We start from the raw sequence: 20,383 nt of genomic DNA on the forward strand, positions 1-20,383 counted from the left end.
GCTCTCTTATCCAAGAGAACTCACTTATAGCGATAGATTGAATTAACCATCACAGCATCCATTAAAGAGCACTATGGAAAAGACATATAACCCAGCATCAATCGAACAAGATCTGTATCAGACTTGGGAAGAGCAAGGCTACTTTAAGCCTCACGGTGACACCACTAAAGATGCCTACAGCATCATGATCCCGCCACCGAACGTTACTGGCAGCCTGCATATGGGCCACGCCTTCCAAGACACTATTATGGATACTCTGATCCGTTGTCAGCGGATGAAGGGCAAAAATACCTTGTGGCAAGTGGGAACCGACCACGCCGGTATCGCCACGCAAATGGTGGTTGAGCGCAAGATCGCCGCAGAAGAAAGCAAAACCAAACACGATTACGGTCGTGATGCCTTCATCGACAAAATTTGGGAATGGAAAGCCGAATCTGGCGGCACCATCACTCAACAGTTGCGTCGTCTAGGTGCCTCAGTCGATTGGGATCGTGAGCGCTTTACCATGGATGATGGTTTCTATAAAGCGGTGCAAGAAGTGTTCGTGCGCCTCTATAAAGATGACCTAATCTACCGCGGCAAACGCCTAGTCAACTGGGATCCGAAACTGCACACCGCGATCTCCGATCTGGAAGTAGAAAACAAAGAGACCAAAGGTCACATGTGGCACTTCCGTTACCCGCTAGCGGATGGTGTGAAAACGGCCGATGGTAAAGATTACATTGTGGTAGCGACCACTCGTCCAGAAACCATGCTGGGTGATACTGGCGTAGCGGTTAACCCTGAAGATCCGCGTTATAAAGATCTGATTGGAAAACAACTGATCCTGCCGATCGTCGGTCGTCGTATTCCGATCCTTGGTGACGAACATGCGGATATGGAAAAAGGCACTGGCTGTGTGAAAATCACCCCAGCGCATGATTTCAACGACTATGAAGTCGGTAAGCGCCACCAGTTGCCGATGATCAATATCCTGACCTTTGATGCCAACATTCGTGATGCCGCTGAAGTGTTTAACACCAATGGCGAAGCGAGTACCGCTTACGGCACCGAAATCCCAGCCCAATATCAAGGGATGGAGCGTTTTGCAGCGCGTAAAGCGATCGTCGCCGAATTTGAACAATTAGGTCTGTTGGAAGAGATCAAAGATCACGATCTCACCGTGCCTTATGGCGACCGTGGCGGTGTAGTGATTGAGCCAATGCTAACCGACCAATGGTACGTTCGCGCCGGTATTCTAGCCAAACCTGCGGTTGAAGCGGTAGAAAATGGCGACATCCAATTCGTACCAAAGCAGTATGAAAACATGTACTTCTCTTGGATGCGTGATATTCAAGACTGGTGTATCTCGCGCCAACTGTGGTGGGGCCACCGCATTCCAGCTTGGTATGACGAACAAGGCAATGTGTTTGTTGGTCGTGACGAAGCCGAAGTGCGCGCAGAAAATAACCTCGCAGCGGATGTGGTACTTCGTCAAGACAATGATGTACTGGATACTTGGTTCTCATCAGCATTGTGGACCTTCGGCACGCTAGGCTGGCCAGAGAAAACGCCTGAGCTGAAAGTGTTCCACCCTACCGATGTGCTGGTCACTGGCTTTGACATCATCTTCTTCTGGGTTGCGCGCATGATCATGATGACCATGCATTTTTGTAAAGATGAAGATGGCAAAGCACAAGTGCCATTCAAAACCGTGTACGTAACCGGCCTGATCCGTGACGAAAACGGCGACAAAATGTCGAAATCGAAAGGCAACGTGCTCGATCCAATCGACATGATTGACGGAATTGATCTTGAATCTCTGGTCGCCAAACGCACTGGCAACATGATGCAGCCACAACTGGCGGCGAAGATCGAGAAAAACACGCGTAAAACGTTTGAAAACGGCATCGAAGCTTACGGTACCGACTCACTGCGTTTCACGCTGGCCGCGATGGCGTCCACCGGTCGTGATATCAACTGGGATATGAAGCGTCTGGAAGGCTACCGCAATTTCTGTAATAAACTGTGGAACGCCAGCCGTTATGTGCTGATGAACGCCGAACAACAAGATTGTGGTTTTGCCGCAGGCGCAGAGCTTGAGTACTCACTGGCCGACAAATGGATCGAATCACAATTCGAACTGGCGGCGAAAGAGTTCAATGGCCACATTGATAACTTCCGCTTGGATATGGCGGCGAATACGCTGTACGAATTCATCTGGAACCAATTCTGTGACTGGTACTTAGAGCTGACTAAGCCAGTACTGTGGAAAGGTAGCGAAGCTCAGCAACGCGCCACCCGTCGCACGCTGATCACTGTACTAGAGAAAACGCTGCGTTTGGCGCATCCCGTGATCCCTTACATCACCGAAACCATCTGGCAAAGTGTTAAGCCATTGGTGGACGGCGTGCAAGGCGATACCATTATGCTGCAAGCGCTGCCTCAGTACGATGCAGCCAACTTCAACCAAGAAGCCTTGGATGACATTGAGTGGGTGAAAGCCTTTATCACTAGTATCCGTAACCTGCGTGCTGAGTACGACATCAACCCAGGTAAGCCTCTGGAAGTGATGCTCAAGGCGGCGAATGAGCAAGATGCGGCGCGTATCGAAGCGAACAAACCTGTACTGGTTTCACTGGCCAAGCTGGAAAGCATTCGTGTCTTGGCGGATGGCGAAGCCACACCTGCCTGCGCTACTGCGCTGGTTGGCAAGTCTGAGCTGATGATCCCAATGGCCGGTTTGATTGATAAAGACGCGGAGCTGGATCGCCTGGCCAAAGAGATTACGAAGACACAAGGTGAAATTGCGCGTATCGAAGGCAAGCTCGGTAACGAAGGTTTCGTGGCCAAAGCGCCAGAAGCGGTGATCAGCAAAGAGCGTGAAAAGCTCGCTGGTTATCAAGAAGCGCTGGTGAAACTTGAACAGCAAAAAGCGACCATTGCTGCGCTGTAATAACTTACTTAAAAATATCAAGGCAGCGATTTCGCTGCCTTTTTTATTGTCTATTCTTGTCGCTAAGCGTTGGGTGGTGGCAAACGAAAGCTCACGCTCACCTCAAAAACATCGGCATCCAGACCGCACAGTTAGTCTTGCTTGAGCTTTTTATAATCCGGCAGTTTTCGCTCAGGATCGAAATGCTGCAAAATTTGCTCCTCGGCTTCAGGATAAAACTCACAAGGCACAAATAGAGTACGTAGCCAATGAGTACGAGGATGATAGAAACACAGCTCGGCCGCATGCAGTTGCAAGCGATCGGCAAACTCAACCGCTTCTGGTGGCGCGTACAGATCATCACCGACGATCGGGTGACCAAGCGATTGCATATGCACGCGCAGTTGATGCGAACGTCCAGTAATTGGGATTAGGCGTACCACTGTTGTTTTCTCTTCGCGCTTGACCACTTGGTAACGGGTCAGCGAATCACGTCCCTCTTCAAAACAGACTTTCTGTTTCGGGCGATTAGGCCAATCGCAACACAATGGCAAATTGACTTCACCTTCATCTTGCTCCATCACACCCCACACGCGGGCATAGTAGATTTTATGAGTGAGGCGATACTGAAACTGCTTCTTCAACGCCGATTCCATATGTTTGCCTTTGGCAAATAGGATCAGACCAGAAGTCGACATATCCAACCGATGAACCACTTTCACCTCAGGGCAGTAATCGACCAGACGAGCCCACATACTATCGTAGTGCTCAACGGGTCGCCCAGGAACCGATAACAAACCGGAAGGTTTGTTGGCTGCAATGATATGTTCATCCTCATAAATCACATCAATCCACGGATCCTTAGGAGGATTGTATTCGGTCATTGCCATCACTATTGTCTCGTATCACAAAAAAACAGCGCATTATATCAGCTCTTACTCACCCTGTGTGCCTTAAAGCTGTGCAATTGCTTAGCCAATTGCTGAGTTGAGTTGATGACCTAACAAAAAGATTACACATGGTGTAAATATAGATTGACGACAGCAACAATCATGTTATTTACTCACTCTATTGACATAAAGCGAACATCAAAAACCAAACATCATCTCCCCCCATTTTAAAAGGAATCAAAATGGAAACTGTGGTTGCTTATCGCTCCAATAAACCAGGCGCACTGGCTCAATTCATTCGCTCACTTGGCCCTGGGATCATGATGGCCGCTGCAGCAGTCGGTGGCTCTCATTTAGTGGCTTCCACTCAAGCCGGTGCAATTTATGGCTGGCAATTGGCATCGCTAATTCTGCTGGTGAACGTGTTTAAATACCCGTTTTTTAAAGCTGGCGTACAATACACTATGGGTACTGGCGAGAGCTTAGTTGAGGGTTATGCCAAACTTGGTCGCCCCTATCTATGGGTATTTGTCACTCTCAGCCTATTTTCAGCCATCATCAACACCGCTGCGCTGTTGCTGTTTAGTGCTAGTCTGCTCAGCTACTTTGTGCCATTTGCGATCTCCAACCTCACCTTATGCGTGATCGTGCTCACCAGCTGTCTGGTGATTTTATTTGCTGGTCACTATCGGGCGTTAGATACCCTATCCAAAGTCATCATGGCCGTGCTCACTATCGCTACACTGATCGCGGTAGTGATCGCACTGGCTAATCCAGCACCACAGGTGGTGACTAGCCAAGCCACCTCACCTTGGACGCTGGCGGCGATCGGCTTTATCGTTGTCACCATGGGCTGGATGCCAGCTCCGATTGAAATCTCCAGCCTGACCTCGCTGTGGCTAAAAAGCCAATGCCGCCAGCAAACAGTTACACCTCAATCGGCCTTATTGGATTTTAATGTCGGCTATATCGGTACTGCGCTATTAGCCATAGTATTTTTGGCACTCGGGGCATTAGTGTTACACGGCTCAGGCGTGGAATTGGCCACTTCAGGGGTCGGTTTTTCTCATCAATTGGTTGGCTTGTATGCCACGACCATTGGTGAATGGTCGCGTTACTTAATTGCCGTGATCGCGTTCTTCTGCATTTTTGGCAGTACCATCACGGTACTGGATGGCTATTCACGGGTGGTTGCGGAATCGCAGCGCTTGCTACAACGTAAAGCGCAGCAAAAACCACAAGTTTTACAAGCTTGGATGCTGATGGTTTCGCTGTTGGCGATGGCGATTATTCTGTTTTTCGCCTCAGCACTAATGCCATTACTCGACTTTGCCATGGTGATGGCGTTTATGACCACGCCATTTTTTGCGTTACTCAACTACATTCTGGTCACCAGAACCAAACTCCCCGCCGCATTGCAGGTTGGACCCAAGATGAAATTGTTATCGATAGCCGGACTAATTTATCTGTTTGGCTTTTTGGCACTGTTTATCGGCTGGAAATGGCTGCTGTAAACAATAGTGACTGTAAACAATGGTTGCTATAAACAACGGCGGCTGTAAACAGATCAAAAAGGCCTTCATTTAATGAAGGCCTTGGCATATAAAGTGCTTGGTGTCGGCAAATTAGTTGTGTGCTACCACAATCAAACGCAATGAATCCAATTGATACTGCGCATTGGCAATATAACCGGTCAGGGCTTGAATTTGCTGCTCTAACGCTTCAATCTCTTGATCACGAATGTTCGGATTGACCGCTTTAAGCGCCAGCAAACGCTCTAATTCACCATGCAAACTCTGCTGCATATCACGCAGTGCTTGTTCACGGATCGCATTGACTTGTACCTCAGCGAGCGTTTCACTAGCCGTGATCAAACGATGCACATCATGCTGCACTGAGCTAACAAATTTACTGGCTAAATGGCGATTAACTGGGCTTAATTGACGGTTAAAACCTTCAAACTCTACTTGTGTCGAAAGATCATTACCACGCGCATCGAGCAGAATACGGATCGGTGACACCGGCAAGAAGCGACTGATGCCACTGCGTTTCGGCGCTTGCACATCCACCACATACACCAATTCGAGTAAAATCGTGCCTACGGGTAGCGCTTTGTTTTTGAGCAGCGAAACCGCGCATACGCCAACCGCTTCACTCATCAGCAGATCGATACCACCTTGGATCATTGGGTGCTCCCAACTGATAAAGTGCATATCTTCACGGGACAGTGCCGTTGTTCGATCAAAGGTAATGGTCGCCCCTTCATAAGGCAGCCCCGGATAACTGGGCACCATCATGTGCTCAGCCGGTGTCACCACTAGGGCATTTTCACCACGATCTTCTTGATGTAAACCAATCGCATCAAACAAGCCGAGCGCGAAAGTGACCAAATTGGTATCACCATCGGTTTGGGCAATTTGTGCGGCGATTTGCCGTGCTTTATCCCCACCATTCGAGTGCATTTCCAGCAAGCGATCACGGCCAACTTCCATCTGAGCCTGCAAGGTTTTGTTGAGCTTGGCCGATTGCTCAATGATCTCTTCCAGCTCGTCACCACCACCGGCAGCAAGGATCGGGATCAGACGTTCGGCAAACGCATCGTATACCGCACGCCCGGTTGGGCAAGTTTCAGCAAAAGCATGTAACCCTTCTTGATACCAACGCGCCAAAATCGCTTGTGAGGTGTCGGTCAAATACGGTACGTAAATATCAATATCGCGTTGCTGACCAATCCGATCCAAACGCCCAATCCGCTGCTCAAGCAAATCTGGGTTAAACGGCAGATCAAACATCACGAGTTGGTTGGCAAATTGGAAGTTACGTCCTTCAGAGCCAATTTCACTACAAATCAGCACCTGCGCACCGCCCTCTTCTTGAGCAAAGTAGGCAGCAGCTTTATCGCGTTCGATGATCGACATGCCTTCATGGAATACGGTGGCACGAATACCTTCGCGCTCACGTAGCGCTTGCTCCAATTGCAGCGCAGTGCTGGCACGTGAAGCAATCACCAAAATCTTGTCACTGCGTTTAGCTTTAACTTTTTCCAGCAACCAGTTGACCCGCGAATCAAATTGCCACCAGCAAGACTCATCCCCTTCAAACTCTTGGAAAATCTCTTCGGGATAGAGCATTTTCATCGCGCGCGCTTCAGGGCTGAGCTTACCGCCGAGCATGCCCGCGACGCGCATCGATGTGGTGTATTGGCTCGGAATATCCAACGGCAACAGGTGTACATTACGTACAGGGAAGCCTTTGATCGCTGCCCGCGTATTGCGGAATAAAACCCGCCCGGTCCCGTGACGATCCATCAGGTTATCGATCAGCTCTTGGCGAGCCAACGCTATCTCTTCGGCACAAGCATGGCCTTCTAGCGCTTTAAACAGTGGCTCGACATCTTGCTCGGACAGCAGTTCCGCGATTTTATTTTTCGCTTCATCACTCAGTTTATCGCCGCTAAACAGCGCGGTGACCGCATCCGCAACCGGAGCGTACTGCGCCTCTTCCTCAACAAAGGCCTGATAATCATAAAAACGATCCGCATCAAGCAGACGCAAACGAGCAAAGTGGCTTTCACGGCCAAGCTGCTCAGGCGTCGCCGTCAGCAGCAATACACCAGGCGTTTGCTCGGCCAATGCTTCAATCACTTGATATTCACGGCTCGGTTTCTCGGGATGCCATTCTAAGTGGTGCGCTTCATCCACCACCAATAAGTCCCACTCGGCGTCTAAGGCTTGCTCAAAGCGTTGGCGACTTTTACGCAGAAAATCTAATGAGCAGAGTACCAATTGTTGGGTTTCAAACGGGTTATCCGCCTCACTAAAGGCTTCCACACAGCGCTCTTCATCAAAAATAGAAAAGTGTAGGTTAAAGCGGCGCATCATCTCTACCAACCATTGGTGTTGCAGTGTTTCAGGCACCACGATCAAGATCCGCTCAGCCCGGCCTGCCAGCACTTGTTGATGAATGATCATCCCCGCTTCGATGGTTTTGCCTAAACCGACTTCATCAGCCAGCAACACCCGTGGCGCATGGCGACGCCCCACTTCATGGGCAATGTACAACTGATGAGGGATAAGGCCAGCTCGCATACCGCACAAGCCACGCATCGGGCTTTTGTGCTGCTGATATTGATTGGTCAGCGCACGATAGCGCAGCACAAAGTTATCCATGCGATCAATTTGACCAGCAAACAACTTATCCTGCGGTTTATTAAAACGAATTTGGTTACTGAGGAAAATTTCACGCAGCGCAATCGCGGGCTCTTGAGTATCCACGCGAGTCCCTAAATAGCTGTATACGCCTTGCTCTTCGAGCACCTGTTCCACTTGTAACGACCAGCCTTGCTGGCTATCCACCACATCGCCGACATTGAAGATCACTCGGGTGACTGGCGCATCGGAGCGTGCATAGACACGATTTTCTTCCGATGCCGCAAACATCAAAGTTACCGTACGCGCATCAAGCGCCACTACAGTACCTAATCCGAGCTCACTTTCCGTATCGCTTATCCAGCGTTGCCCTAAAGCAAATGACATGAATGGATTACCTCATCAAATAGCGTTGCAGAGAATTTTGCACTCCCATTCAACCAGCCGTCGCTTATCGATACAGGCCGATTGGGGGTGCAGAAAAAGGCCGCTAATCTTACTTGATGGCGTGATACAGGTCACGTTGATTCCCGATCACAAGCGGCTTTTTGTTACTTTTTTTTCTAAGTCAGTGGCTTGACATCAAATTGTCAACAGCCAATGGCATTGCTTAATAGTGTGATGACTATACTTAACTGGTACCACGCACCAATACGTATTGGTTTACCCTAATAATGTAGTGTATGCCGTAAGGAGATGCTGATGAGCGATACCATTCGCAAACTGTTTGTCTTAGATACCAATATCCTACTGCACGAACCTCTCGCGATTTACTCTTTCCAAGAGCACGACGTGATCATCCCGATGACCGTACTGGAAGAGCTTGATCGAATTAAAGATAGCAAACGCGATGTAGCACGTGATGCAAGGGTGGCGATTCGCGCCTTAGAACACCTGTTTCATGAAGCCACACCAGAACAAATCAGCGCTGGGATTTCACTTTCTAAACAGCATGGTGCCAGCGGCACACTGGCAATCTTGGCCGATTATGCCCTAGCGGAAACGGTCAAAGCGTTTACCGATAAAGAGGGGGATAACCGGATCCTCAATGCGGTGCTATATTTACAAACTCAGCACGCCCCACGCCCAGTGGTATTGGTCACCAAAGACATTAATATGCGTTTGCGGGCCAAAGGCGCTGGGGTGTTACAGGTTGAAGACTATCGTACCGATCAACTGATTGATGACATTCAGTATCTGACTAAAGGCTTTCAAACTCGCGCTGGACGGTTTTGGGATAGTGTCGCCGAGGTTGAAAGCTACACTTTAGCTGGCCACACCTTTCATAAATTAGATCGCGCCCCTTTTGACCCGACCTTTCTCAATCAATATGTGATCGATGAAGATAGCAATTTCGCCGCGCGAGTCGAAAGTATTGATGGCGATAAATTAACCCTACGTGATCTAAGCCGCGATCGCATGTTGCATCGTCGCGCTTGGGGCATCACCCCGAAAAATATTTACCAAGCTATGGCGCTCGATGCGCTGCTCGACCCTGAAATGGATCTGGTGATCCTCACCGGAGCGGCTGGCAGTGGTAAAACCTTGCTCGCCATGGCCGCCGCCTTAGAGCAAACGCTTGAGCGTAAAATGTTTGATAAAATCATCGTCACTCGCAACACACCGGATATTGGTGAATCGATTGGATTTTTACCCGGTAGCGAAGAAGAAAAAATGCTGCCGTGGCTCGCTTCAATCACCGATACCTTAGAAGCGCTGCATAAAAATGATCACTGCACTGAAGGCTCACTCAAATACATCTGCGATAAAGCCAATATTCAGTTTAAATCGATCAACTTTATGCGTGGCCGCTCAATCCAAAATGCCTTTGTGCTGCTCGATGAGTGCCAGAATCTGACCGCTTCACAAATCAAAACCATCATTACTCGCTGTGGTGAAGGCACCAAGATTGTCTGCTCAGGTAACTTAGCGCAAATTGACTCGCACTATTTAACCCCTGTCACTTCCGGCCTCACCTACATGGTTGAGCGCTTCAAAAACTTTGCAGGCAGCGCCAACATCCATCTGAATGGCGTGGTACGCAGCCGCTTGGCTGAATTCGCTGAGCAAAATTTATAAACCAGCAAGGTGAGATGTTATCTGCATCTCACCTTATTACCTCGTTTTTATCGCGGTTTTTATTTACTAATGATAAATATTTATTCACTTTTGCAGCATTTTTATGATTTACTGAGCGCAACTGGAATCGCCAAATAAGGATCAGCCAATGGCTTTCAATTTACGCAACCGCAATTTTCTCAAGCTACTCGACTTCACCACCAAAGAGATCCACTTTCTGCTGGATTTAGCTGCTGAGCTAAAACGAGCCAAATACGCTGGTACTGAGCAGAAAAAGCTGCAAGGCAAAAATATTGCGCTGATCTTTGAAAAGTCGTCGACTCGGACACGCTGCGCCTTTGAAGTTGCAGCCTTCGATCAAGGGGCACAAGTCTCTTACATCGGCCCATCCGGTTCACAAATTGGCCATAAAGAGTCGATGAAAGATACCGCGCGCGTATTAGGTCGCATGTATGACGGCATTCAATATCGTGGTTTTGGCCAAGTAATTGTTGAAGAGCTCGGTCAATATGCTGGCGTACCAGTATGGAATGGTTTAACCGATGAGTTTCATCCAACCCAAATATTGGCCGACCTGCTCACCATGCAAGAGCATGGTGATGGTAAACCACTGCATGAAATTAAGTTCGCCTACTTGGGCGATGCACGTAACAACATGGGCAACTCCCTGATGGTCGGTGCCGCGAAAATGGGCATGGACATTCGCTTAATCGCGCCAAAAGCCTACTGGCCAAATGACGACTTGGTGGCAACCTGCCAACAGATTGCCAAGCAAACTGGGGCCAAAATCACCTTGAGCGAAGAGGTGCAACAAGGCGTTAAAGGCTGTGATTTCCTCTACACCGATGTGTGGGTTTCAATGGGAGAAGCGGCCGAGGCGTGGGACGAACGAGTGGCGTTAATGAAGCCTTATCAAGTCAACATGGAGGCCATCCAAGCGACCGGCAACCCACAGGTCAAATTTATGCACTGTTTACCGGCCTTTCATAATGATGAAACGCTGCTTGGCCAACAAATCGCCGCTCAATATGACATGCAAGGCTTAGAAGTCACCGAAGAGGTCTTTGAATCAGCCCACTCAATTGTGTTTGATCAAGCCGAAAACCGCTTACACACCATCAAAGCGGTGATGGTGGCAACCTTAGGCTAGCTGACATAGATTGGCGACGATAAGTGACCGAATATCCCCGCACAGTGTGATGTAATCGCTTGCGCTCACAAACTTTCGGCGTATAATTTCGACCGTTTGTCTGAGGGGTAGCCAATGAAATTTGCACAACGTGCAGCTCAAAATAGTGTCAATAGTAGTCAGTCGTTTGGCTTACTAGCGCCGCTGTTTTTCCCCTCATTGATTTGTTAAAGCCTCCCTTATGGGGGGCTTTTTTATAGCTATTAGAACATATAGGGAAGACGATCATGGCGAATTCGCTTTACCAAAAGCACATTATCTCGATTGCTGAACTCTCGCGCGCAGAGTTGGAGTTGATTGTGAAAACCGCAGGCCAACTGAAGGCCCAACCCAATCCTGAATTGATCAAGCACAAGGTGGTGGCGAGCTGTTTCTTTGAACCCTCTACCCGTACTCGCCTCTCGTTCGAAACTGCTATTCAACGTATCGGCGGCAGCGTGATTGGCTTTGATAACGGCGGTAATACCTCGCTGGCCAAAAAAGGCGAAACGCTGGCCGATTCAGTACGCGTGATTTCCTCTTATGTTGATGCGTTTGTGATGCGCCACCCACAAGAAGGGGCGGCGCGTTTAGCTTCTGAATTTTCTAATGGCGTGCCAGTGATTAACGCGGGTGACGGCTCTAACCAGCACCCATCACAAACCTTACTGGATCTGTACTCTATTTTTGAAACGCAAGGGCGACTCGATAATCTCAATGTAGCGTTTGTCGGCGATTTGAAATATGGCCGTACCGTACACTCGCTGGCGCAAGCTCTGGCTAAATTTGATAATAACCGCTTCTTCTTTGTCGCTCCTGAAGCACTGGCGATGCCGGATTACATCTGTGAAGAACTCGATGAAGCTGGTGTGCAGTATCAAATGTTCAACGATATGGAAAGCGTGATCCCTGAGCTCGATATTCTGTACATGACCCGTGTGCAAAAAGAGCGGTTCGATGAGTCTGAGTACGTGCATATTAAATCGGCGTACGTTTTGACTGCCGCCCACCTCAATCAAGCTCGCACTAATCTCAAAGTGTTGCATCCACTACCACGTGTGGATGAAATCACCACCGATGTTGATAAAACCCCACACGCTTACTATTTCCAACAGGTTGAAAACGGGGTTTATGCTCGTGAAGCCCTGCTGGCTTTGGTTTTAAACGAATCGTTGTAAGGAGAACCGATCATGACAAAAGAGACCAAACTACAAGTTGAAGCGATCAACAACGGCACGGTGATTGACCATATTCCAGCACAAGTAGGGATTAAAGTGCTGAAACTGTTTGATATGCACCATTCCGCGCAACGTGTCACCATCGGCCTTAATCTACCGTCTTCAGCGCTGGGTAGCAAAGATCTGCTCAAAATTGAAAATGTATTCATCAGTGAAGCACAAGCCAACAAACTTGCGCTGTATGCGCCACATGCCACCGTCAATCAGATTGAAGACTATCAAGTGGTGAAAAAATTGGCGCTCCAGCTACCGACGCGGATCAATAATGTGTTTGCCTGCCCAAATAGCAACTGTATTTCACATAATGAGCCGGTAGAAAGCAGCTTTAAAATTATTGAGAAAAATCAGGATATCCGGCTTAAGTGCAAATACTGTGAAAAAGTATTTGCCCGCGATGTCGTGACCGAAATCGAAGCCTAAGCAAGCAGAGCGCCAGTGACGTGGCGCTTTACCCATGCAGGGTTTACAGGCAAACTAAACGGCGATTTGGTAATAACTGACGGATAACCAACATGACAAAAGTTCTGCATACGCAAGCAGCCCCAGCGGCAATTGGCCCTTATATTCAAGGGATTGATCTGGGCAATATGGTGCTCACTTCTGGGCAAATCCCAGTCAATCCAACCACCGGTGACATTCCTAGCGATATCGCAGCGCAAGCTCGCCAATCACTGGATAACGTAAAAGCGGTAGTGGAAGCTTCAGGCCTTACCGTGGGTGACATTGTTAAAATGACGGTCTTTGTCAAAGATCTCAATGACTTTGCTAGCGTAAACCAAGTCTACGGTGCGTTCTTTGATGAACATAAAGTCGCCCATTACCCAGCGCGTTCTTGCGTCGAAGTGGCACGACTGCCAAAAGATGTCGGCATCGAAATTGAAGCCATCGCGGTGCGTAAGTAATCCGATTGATTGGATCTCAAATACAAAAAGGGTTGCCACAGGCAACCCTTTTTATTCGTATCAATCAACTCTGCGACTAGGCTTTACAGTTCAGCTCTGCCACTTCGGCATCCAACTCGGCGAGCTTAGCTTGCATCTGCTGATGGCAACGCTGGGACAGCTCGCGAATATTCTCTTTGCTGTAGCCTTCAGTGCTGATTGGTGGTAACACCTCGACAATCACATGCCCGTTGTTCCAGCGATTAAAGCTAAGCTTATCGGTCGAGCTACACACAATCGGAATGATCGGCACCCCAGCACCAATCGCCGCATGAAAGGCACCGGCTTTAAATGGCAATAAACCGCGTCCGCGTGAGCGAGTTCCTTCAGGAAACATCCACACCGAAACATCACTGTGGCGCATTGAATCAATCACTTGATCTATTGTGCCTTTGGCTTTGGCTTTATTGCTACGATCAATCAAAATATTACCGGTCAACCAATACAGCTGGCCAAACAGCGGCATCCAAGCCAAGCTTTTTTTACCCACCGTCACCACTTTTGGAGTGACCGCTTTAGATACGGTAAAGAGATCCCAGTTATTTTGATGGTTAGCAATGTACACATGCTGACCACGCTGATCGATATCAGCAGGAGCTCGGTATTCCAGTTGAATCCCGAACACTTTTGACATCGCGGCAAATTTTTTACCAAAGGTATACACATGTTTTGGGTTGCGCGGACTAAGCAAGCAGTAGCCACAACCAAATACAAACATCACAATGGCAAATACGGCCACGGCGAAGATACGCAATACAGCAATCATGCTATCTCTCCCAAAGGGCTAGAATAAAAAGGCCGAAATCATTGGATTTCGGCCCATTTATAAATGGAAAATTTAACGCGGGTCGCGGAAACGCTCGATCTTAGCGCCCAGCGCTGAGAGTTTATCCTCGATCCGCTCATAACCACGGTCAATATGGTAGATACGATCGACAATGGTTTCGCCTTTAGCGATACAACCAGCAATCACTAAACTCGCCGAAGCGCGTAAATCGGTCGCCATCACTTGCGCGCCACTTAAGCGTTCAACATCACCACAAATCACAGTGTTGCCTTCAATTTCCGCTTTCGCTCCCATGCGTTTTAACTCAGGCACATGCATAAAACGATTTTCAAAAATCGTTTCAGTGATCATGCCACTGCCTTTCGCCATCATGTTGAGCAAAGTAAATTGCGCTTGCATATCGGTGGGGAAACCAGGGTGTGGCGCAGTACGCACATTAACCGCTTTTAGCTCGCGCCCCGTCATATCAAGGCTGATCCAATCTGCACCGACCTCAATCGCCGCGCCCGCTTCTTCTAGCTTAGCCAATACCGCTTCGAGTAAATGCGCATGCGTGTTACGACAAATAATTTTGCCACGCGAGACGGCGGCGGCGACTAAAAAGGTACCGGTTTCAATCCGATCCGGCACCACAGTGTGCTTGCCACCACCAAGGCGTTCCACTCCTTCGATGGTAATCGTATCACTACCCATCCCAGAGATTTTGGCGCCCAGTTGGTTGAGGAACATCGCTGTATCAACAATTTCCGGCTCACGGGCTGCGTTATCCAACACTGTGGTACCTTCGGCTAAAGTCGCGGCGCACATAATAGTGATCGTGGCACCCACACTGACTTTATCCATCACAATGTGCGCGCCTTTTAAACGGCCATCGACATGCGCTTTGACATAACCATCTTCTAAAGTGATGGTCGCACCAAGTTGCTCTAAACCGTGAATATGCAGATCAACCGGACGCGCACCAATCGCACAGCCTCCCGGTAAAGAGACTTGCCCTTGGCCAAAACGCGCCACCAATGGGCCTAACGCCCAAATTGAAGCGCGCATGGTTTTCACCAAATCGTAAGGCGCACAGTATTGATTGATCGGACCTGCGTCGACATGTACCGAACCATTACGCTCAACTTTTGCGCCCAAACGCTCAAGCAGCTCCATGGTGGTGTCGATATCACGCAGATGGGGAACATTGGCAACCTCAACTGGTTGCTCGGCCAAAATCGCGGCAAATAAAATTGGCAAGGCGGCGTTTTTAGCGCCAGAAATGGTCACTTCACCTTGAAGAGGTTGATTTGACCCAATAACTCGAAACTTTTCCATAAAAACCTTACAGGGACATCAACTTCTTATTGCGTGCCCATTCTTGTGGGGTAAACGTTTTCATCGTGACCGCATGAATCTCATTGCGCTGGATGTATCCCATCAACGGGGCATAAATCATCTGCTGTTTCTTCACGCGGCTCATATCGGCAAAGCAAGCATCAACCGCAATCACTTGATAATGACTGCCCTCACCTGTTACCTGAATCTCTTCAAGATTAAGGGCTTGCTGTAAAATTTGTTGGACTTGTGCGCTATCCACCATTCACCTCGGTTGGTCTGGCTATGTGTTGAGACATCAAATGTTCAATATTGCTCAACTGAAACAGTGTGCGCAGTTGTTCTGGCACGAAGCTGAGCATTATATGACAGTTTCTTCGTTTTGCATGCTCTATTAAGTGAATTAACAACACCATACCCGCCGAGTCGATTCTGCCAACTTGCTGCAAAGAAATCTCGATTTGCCTTGCTGGCGGCTGCCAATTTTTGAGCAAGATCCATAATTGCGGCACCGAATCACGATCCAACTCGCCGCTTAAGCCAAATTGATGGTCATTGATTGCTTGCCACTGCGGATGACTCATTGGCTTTGACTCTCAAAACGAATCGGCTGTTTAGCCAATTGTTCAAGTTCCTGCGCGGTGGCTAAAATACCTTGCTGACGAATTTTTCCGTTCCATTCGGACTGTTTACTAGAGAGCAGACTCACGCCTTCGGCGATCAGATCAAATGCTTTCCACTCGCCCGATTTCTCTTGGCGCAGCTTAAACTCAAGTTTAATGTTGGGACGTGGCGCATCGACAATATCGACTTTGACGCTGGTAATGCGGCGATCCTCTTCCAGTGGCATTGGAGGAGCAAACTCAATGGTTTGATTGCTGTATTGAGTCAAGACCTGCGCGTAACTCGTCACCAGATAAGCGCGAAATGCTTTTACAAACTCCGCCACATCTTCACGCTTAGCACCTCTGAGATTCGGGCCCAGTAATTTAAGCGCCGCGTACTGATCGTTGACATAAGGCATCAACTCTTGCTCGACAATCACTTTCAAATATTGCGGATCTTGACGCACTTGAGGCTGTTCGTTTTTTAGACGCTCAAACGACTGCTCAGCAACGGCTTTCATCATTTGGTAAGGGTTGCTGGTATCAATGGTTGCCGCTGTCACGAGCCAAGGCATTAACATTGCACTCGCTAGGAGTAACGCTTTTTTCCACATCACTTATTCCTTTTTCTCTTTGTCTGATCCACCGACGCTGTACAGCACTTGGCCAATCAAATCTTCCAATACTAATGCAGATTTGGTGTCTTCAATCCGATCGCCCTCTTTAAGCATCGCTTCATCTTCAAACACAAAACCGGGCACTAAACTTAAATACTGCTCACCGATCAAACCTGAAGTTAAGATCTGTAAGCTGGAGTTTTCTGGAAACTGGTCATATTGACTATCAATCGCCAGCGTTACTGTTGGCAACAAACGCGTTTTGTTGAGCGCGATCGATTCCACGCGCCCCACTACCACGCCACCCACTTTGACTGGTGAGCGCACCTTGAGACTGCCAATGTTGTCAAATTCTGCGGTCAGGCGATAAGTATTGGTTGCGCCCAATCCTTTGACGTCAGCGACCTGAAAAATCATCACCAATATCGCGCAAATTCCAGCCAGCACAAAGCTGCCAACCCAAAATTCAATTTTTCGTGTTTGTTGCATGATCAATTCCCAAACATCAATGCGGTTAGAATAAAATCTAGCCCAAGAACGGCTAGTGATGAGTGTACTACCGTGCGAGTCGTCGCTCGGCTGATCCCTTCCGAAGTCGGAACCGCGTCATAACCATTAAACAAAGCAATCCACGTTACCGTAAACGCAAACACCACACACTTGAGTGCGCTGTTGCCAATATCTTGTCCCAATTCAACCGAGGATTGCATCGCCGACCAGAAACTGCCGTGATCAATCCCTTTCCAATCCACACCGACTAACTGCCCGCCCCAGATGCCAATCGCCATAAAAATCATCGCCAGCAGCGGCATCGAAATCACTCCGGCCCAAAAGCGTGGGGCAATCACCCGTTTGAGCGGATCAATCGCCATCATTTCTAAGCTAGAGAGCTGTTCCGTTGCTTTCATCAAACCAATTTCTGCGGTTAATGCCGAGCCAGCACGCCCAGCAAACAGCAGGGCTGTCACCACAGGTCCCAGCTCACGCAGCAGTGATAACGCCACCATTTGACCTAAACTGGTTTCCGCACCGTAATCGACCAAGATCACATAGCCTTGCAAGCTCAGCACCATGCCAATAAACAGGCCAGAAACCATGATAATCGCCAACGATTGCACCCCAATACTGTATAGCTGGCGTAGTAAGAGCGGGAAATTACGCACCGGTTGCGGCCGTCCAACCAGGGCACCAAACAGCATTAAACTGGCACGGCCAAAGGTTTCACAGATCGCCAGAGCTCGCTGGCCGATACGGCTTACCCACTGCATCACATCATTTAGCACTAAACAGCTCCTGTTCTAGTGGCTGGGCAGGGAAACGAAATGGCACTGGGCCATCAGCATCACCGCATAAAAATTGTTGGACTCGCGGATCAGGATTATCGCGCAGCGCTTGCGGTGAGCCTTGGGCAATCACTTTGCCATCAGCTAGCAGATATACCCAGTCAGCAATACTCATCACTTCTGGCACATCGTGCGAAACCACTACCGAAGTCGCGCCCAAGGCTTGGTTAAGGTTGCGGATCAGCTCGACTAGAACGCCCATAGTGATCGGATCTTGTCCAACGAAAGGTTCATCATACATGATCAGTTCAGGATCCAGCGCGATCGCACGAGCCAAAGCCGCGCGGCGCGCCATGCCACCAGACAGCTCGCTAGGCATTAAATTGGCCGCACCACGTAAACCCACCGCTTCTAATTTCAGCAGCACTAAGCTTTTGATCAGCGCCTCATCCAATTCGGTATGCTCACGCAGCGGATAAGCCACATTGTCGAAGACGTTGAGATCGGTAAACAGCGCGCCGGATTGAAATAGCATGCTCATTTTTTTACGCGCGCGATACAGTTTACGTCGGCTGAGAGTCGGAATATTTTCACCATCAAACCAAATTTCACCGTGCTCTGGCAGCAGCTGGCCACCAATTAAACGTAGCAAGGTGGTTTTACCGATCCCGGATGGCCCCATGATCGCGGTAACTTTACCGCGCGGAACATGCAGATCAATATCATCAAAAATGACTCGGCGCGAACGTGAGAAGCGTAAATTTTTGATGGTGACTAAGTCAGATTGGGACATACGAGCACTTCTTAGTTAGATCAACACGTTAGTTAAATCGATGTATTAGCTAAATCGACTTGTTAGTGAAATCGATGCGTTAGTTAAATCGACATCCGGTAAGAATGCGCATGATAATGCACAATATGGTGCAATTAAAAGCATACCGCAGTGCGAGGCACGGTTCTTGACCAAGATTTGTCACAAGCACCGTCAGCGATCGCAATCCACCAATACTTCAATGACCACCTAGGTAGCTTCTTAATTAGGTAGCTTCTTAATTAAGCATAGACGATTGACTCACCCGACTTGGTTTCGCCAACCAGTGGCTAACATGTCGATTTAAGCACAATCCATCCAATATAGGTTAAGCGTGTGGCATGCCGCCGTTACTGGTCATCAATCACCTGTGGATGCCCAACAACGCTCGTGGATCAGCGCAATTAATTCGAACTTCAGCTTCCCTTTTAATGACCAACAAGTCAAAATTAGCGATCAATTCTCGGCCTAACTCGCTGCAGATGATTGAGGATGAATAAATTCATAATCAAATGGGTTAACTCACTGATTAGGATGGCATATATTGCATCTCTCACTTCAGCATCGATGGCGTTAGTATTCATTTATTATTTGGAAATCATCATGCTTGAAGCGGTGGTCTTGCTGTTTATCGGTCTCGCGATCTTAGTCTGGGGTGCAGACAAATTAGTGTTTGGTTCAGCGGCATTAGCCCGCAATATCGGGATCTCCCCTTTAGTGATCGGTATGACCATACTGGCCATGGGCTCCTCTGCGCCAGAAATGATGGTTTCAGCGACCGCCGCATTAGAAGGCAAAACCGATACGGCGGTCGGTAATGTGTTGGGCTCCAACATTGCGAATATTGCGCTGATTTTAGGTATCACCGCGATGGTTAAACCGCTCTCGATTGGCTCTGCGGTGATCCGCCGTGAACTGCCAATCATGCTTGGTGTCACGCTGATCGCTGGCATGATCTTATGGGACAACTACCTCGGCTTTTATGAAGGCATCTTACTGATCGGCCTGTTTAGTGTGTTCATTTTGATCATGCTACAAATTAGCCGCAAAGAGCAATCCCATGGCGATACCTTACTCGATGAACAAGCATCAGAAATTCCGGCTGGGGTGAATAATCGCCATGCACTGTTTTGGGTAATCGTGGGGCTGATCCTACTGCCGCTCGGTGCGAGTATGCTGGTGGATAACGCAGTGGTGATCGCCAAATATTTCGGAATGAGCGATCTGGTGATCGGTTTAACCATTATTGCGATTGGCACTAGCTTGCCAGAGCTGGCCGCTTCTTTAGCCGGTGCGCTCAAGGGCGAAGATGACATGGCAGTGGGTAATATTATCGGCTCCAACGTGTTTAACATTTTAGCGGTCATGGGGATCCCCGGTTTACTCAATCCATCACTCCTTAGTTCACAAGCGATGGGGCGTGATTTTTGGGTGATGCTGGGCGTTTCACTGCTGTTAGTCGCGCTGGTGTTGGGTAAGCGTCGCCAAATTAGCCGCTGGGAAGGCGCACTACTGCTAAGCTGCTTCATCGGTTACATTAGTTACCTATTGCTGAATATTTAACGGCGCGAAAGAGGAATATTGC

General features: G+C 48.7%; 18 protein-coding genes. 8 read left to right on the forward strand and 10 right to left on the reverse strand.

What is annotated here, in order from left to right:
* Nucleotides 1-73: 73 nt before the first annotated feature.
* Nucleotides 74-2,935, forward strand: coding sequence for a valine--tRNA ligase (locus OOK74_RS09725; protein WP_278182695.1), 2,862 nt, complete (start codon nt 74-76; stop codon nt 2,933-2,935).
* A 131-nt stretch (nt 2,936-3,066) separates the two neighbouring features.
* Here the strand turns inward: OOK74_RS09725 and OOK74_RS09730 are convergent, their stop codons facing one another.
* Nucleotides 3,067-3,804 (reverse strand): pseudouridine synthase, encoded by a 738-nt coding sequence (locus OOK74_RS09730; RefSeq protein WP_274722742.1) that lies wholly within the window; start codon nt 3,802-3,804, stop codon nt 3,067-3,069.
* A 242-nt stretch (nt 3,805-4,046) separates the two neighbouring features.
* Here OOK74_RS09730 and OOK74_RS09735 point away from each other — a divergent pair, with 242 nt between their 5' ends.
* Nucleotides 4,047-5,318, forward strand: coding sequence for an Nramp family divalent metal transporter (locus tag OOK74_RS09735; protein WP_278182696.1), 1,272 nt, complete (start codon nt 4,047-4,049; stop codon nt 5,316-5,318).
* 111 nt (nt 5,319-5,429) lie between these two features.
* Here the strand turns inward: OOK74_RS09735 and rapA are convergent, their stop codons facing one another.
* The gene (gene rapA, locus OOK74_RS09740; RefSeq protein ID WP_278182697.1) at nt 5,430-8,339 is read right to left on the reverse strand and encodes an RNA polymerase-associated protein RapA; all 2,910 of its coding nucleotides are present in this window, start codon (nt 8,337-8,339) and stop codon (nt 5,430-5,432) included.
* A 315-nt stretch (nt 8,340-8,654) separates the two neighbouring features.
* Here rapA and OOK74_RS09745 point away from each other — a divergent pair, with 315 nt between their 5' ends.
* The 5 genes from OOK74_RS09745 to OOK74_RS09765 all read left to right on the forward strand — a co-directional run bounded on the left by OOK74_RS09745 (nt 8,655) and on the right by OOK74_RS09765 (nt 13,339).
* The gene (locus OOK74_RS09745; protein ID WP_278182698.1) at nt 8,655-10,031 is read left to right on the forward strand and encodes a PhoH family protein; all 1,377 of its coding nucleotides are present in this window, start codon (nt 8,655-8,657) and stop codon (nt 10,029-10,031) included.
* A 148-nt stretch (nt 10,032-10,179) separates the two neighbouring features.
* On the forward strand, nt 10,180-11,181 hold the full coding sequence (locus OOK74_RS09750) for an ornithine carbamoyltransferase (RefSeq protein WP_278182699.1): 1,002 nt from the start codon (nt 10,180-10,182) through the stop codon (nt 11,179-11,181).
* A 266-nt stretch (nt 11,182-11,447) separates the two neighbouring features.
* The gene (pyrB, locus tag OOK74_RS09755; RefSeq protein ID WP_166014311.1) at nt 11,448-12,377 is read left to right on the forward strand and encodes an aspartate carbamoyltransferase; all 930 of its coding nucleotides are present in this window, start codon (nt 11,448-11,450) and stop codon (nt 12,375-12,377) included.
* 12 nt (nt 12,378-12,389) lie between these two features.
* The gene (pyrI, locus tag OOK74_RS09760; protein ID WP_274722737.1) at nt 12,390-12,857 is read left to right on the forward strand and encodes an aspartate carbamoyltransferase regulatory subunit; all 468 of its coding nucleotides are present in this window, start codon (nt 12,390-12,392) and stop codon (nt 12,855-12,857) included.
* 92 nt (nt 12,858-12,949) lie between these two features.
* On the forward strand, nt 12,950-13,339 hold the full coding sequence (locus OOK74_RS09765; protein WP_166014309.1) for a Rid family detoxifying hydrolase: 390 nt from the start codon (nt 12,950-12,952) through the stop codon (nt 13,337-13,339).
* A 76-nt stretch (nt 13,340-13,415) separates the two neighbouring features.
* On the opposite strand, the gene OOK74_RS09770 is transcribed toward OOK74_RS09765, so the two are convergent.
* The 8 genes from OOK74_RS09770 to mlaF form a co-directional block, all read right to left on the reverse strand.
* A complete protein-coding gene (locus tag OOK74_RS09770) occupies nt 13,416-14,144 on the reverse strand; it encodes a 1-acylglycerol-3-phosphate O-acyltransferase (RefSeq protein ID WP_274722736.1) in 729 nt (242 codons plus the stop codon).
* Between the two features lie 72 nt (nt 14,145-14,216).
* Complete coding sequence (murA, locus tag OOK74_RS09775; protein WP_274722735.1) at nt 14,217-15,482, reverse strand: UDP-N-acetylglucosamine 1-carboxyvinyltransferase; 1,266 nt, start codon at nt 15,480-15,482, stop codon at nt 14,217-14,219.
* Nucleotides 15,483-15,489: 7 nt separating this feature from the next.
* The gene (gene ibaG, locus OOK74_RS09780; RefSeq protein WP_166015017.1) at nt 15,490-15,744 is read right to left on the reverse strand and encodes a BolA family iron metabolism protein IbaG; all 255 of its coding nucleotides are present in this window, start codon (nt 15,742-15,744) and stop codon (nt 15,490-15,492) included.
* Nucleotides 15,737-16,066, reverse strand: a complete 330-nt coding sequence (locus OOK74_RS09785) for an STAS domain-containing protein (protein WP_166014306.1) — start codon at nt 16,064-16,066, stop codon at nt 15,737-15,739. Before OOK74_RS09785 ends, ibaG begins: the two co-directional genes overlap by 8 nt.
* Nucleotides 16,063-16,701, reverse strand: a complete 639-nt coding sequence (mlaC, locus tag OOK74_RS09790) for a phospholipid-binding protein MlaC (RefSeq protein ID WP_278182700.1) — start codon at nt 16,699-16,701, stop codon at nt 16,063-16,065. The genes OOK74_RS09785 and mlaC overlap by 4 nt, the downstream gene beginning before the upstream one ends.
* Nucleotides 16,702-16,704: 3 nt before the next feature.
* Nucleotides 16,705-17,193 (reverse strand): outer membrane lipid asymmetry maintenance protein MlaD, encoded by a 489-nt coding sequence (gene mlaD, locus OOK74_RS09795; RefSeq protein WP_166014304.1) that lies wholly within the window; start codon nt 17,191-17,193, stop codon nt 16,705-16,707.
* A gap of 2 nt (nt 17,194-17,195) precedes the next feature.
* Entirely contained in the window at nt 17,196-17,972 is a 777-nt protein-coding gene (gene mlaE, locus OOK74_RS09800) for a lipid asymmetry maintenance ABC transporter permease subunit MlaE (protein ID WP_274722757.1), read from the reverse strand.
* 4 nt (nt 17,973-17,976) lie between these two features.
* Complete coding sequence (gene mlaF, locus OOK74_RS09805; protein ID WP_278182701.1) at nt 17,977-18,780, reverse strand: phospholipid ABC transporter ATP-binding protein MlaF; 804 nt, start codon at nt 18,778-18,780, stop codon at nt 17,977-17,979.
* Between the two features lie 618 nt (nt 18,781-19,398).
* On the opposite strand from mlaF, the gene OOK74_RS09810 reads away from it, so the two are divergent.
* On the forward strand, nt 19,399-20,361 hold the full coding sequence (locus OOK74_RS09810) for a calcium/sodium antiporter (RefSeq protein ID WP_274722756.1): 963 nt from the start codon (nt 19,399-19,401) through the stop codon (nt 20,359-20,361).
* Nucleotides 20,362-20,383 lie beyond the last annotated feature (22 nt).

Origin of the sequence: Vibrio misgurnus, from assembly GCF_029635775.1 — a bacterium.
Lineage (GTDB): Bacteria > Pseudomonadota > Gammaproteobacteria > Enterobacterales > Vibrionaceae > Vibrio > Vibrio chanodichtyis.

Coding starts and splice junctions, on each gene's coding strand:
- OOK74_RS09725 (WP_278182695.1), top strand. CDS start 74: ATGGAAAAGACATATAACCCAGCATCAATCGAACAAGATCTGTATCAG.
- OOK74_RS09730 (WP_274722742.1), bottom strand. CDS start 3,804: ATGGCAATGACCGAATACAATCCTCCTAAGGATCCGTGGATTGATGTG.
- OOK74_RS09735 (WP_278182696.1), top strand. CDS start 4,047: ATGGAAACTGTGGTTGCTTATCGCTCCAATAAACCAGGCGCACTGGCT.
- rapA (WP_278182697.1), bottom strand. CDS start 8,339: ATGTCATTTGCTTTAGGGCAACGCTGGATAAGCGATACGGAAAGTGAG.
- OOK74_RS09745 (WP_278182698.1), top strand. CDS start 8,655: ATGAGCGATACCATTCGCAAACTGTTTGTCTTAGATACCAATATCCTA.
- OOK74_RS09750 (WP_278182699.1), top strand. CDS start 10,180: ATGGCTTTCAATTTACGCAACCGCAATTTTCTCAAGCTACTCGACTTC.
- pyrB (WP_166014311.1), top strand. CDS start 11,448: ATGGCGAATTCGCTTTACCAAAAGCACATTATCTCGATTGCTGAACTC.
- pyrI (WP_274722737.1), top strand. CDS start 12,390: ATGACAAAAGAGACCAAACTACAAGTTGAAGCGATCAACAACGGCACG.
- OOK74_RS09765 (WP_166014309.1), top strand. CDS start 12,950: ATGACAAAAGTTCTGCATACGCAAGCAGCCCCAGCGGCAATTGGCCCT.
- OOK74_RS09770 (WP_274722736.1), bottom strand. CDS start 14,144: ATGATTGCTGTATTGCGTATCTTCGCCGTGGCCGTATTTGCCATTGTG.
- murA (WP_274722735.1), bottom strand. CDS start 15,482: ATGGAAAAGTTTCGAGTTATTGGGTCAAATCAACCTCTTCAAGGTGAA.
- OOK74_RS09785 (WP_166014306.1), bottom strand. CDS start 16,066: ATGAGTCATCCGCAGTGGCAAGCAATCAATGACCATCAATTTGGCTTA.
- mlaC (WP_278182700.1), bottom strand. CDS start 16,701: ATGTGGAAAAAAGCGTTACTCCTAGCGAGTGCAATGTTAATGCCTTGG.
- mlaD (WP_166014304.1), bottom strand. CDS start 17,193: ATGCAACAAACACGAAAAATTGAATTTTGGGTTGGCAGCTTTGTGCTG.
- mlaE (WP_274722757.1), bottom strand. CDS start 17,972: ATGCAGTGGGTAAGCCGTATCGGCCAGCGAGCTCTGGCGATCTGTGAA.
- mlaF (WP_278182701.1), bottom strand. CDS start 18,780: ATGTCCCAATCTGACTTAGTCACCATCAAAAATTTACGCTTCTCACGT.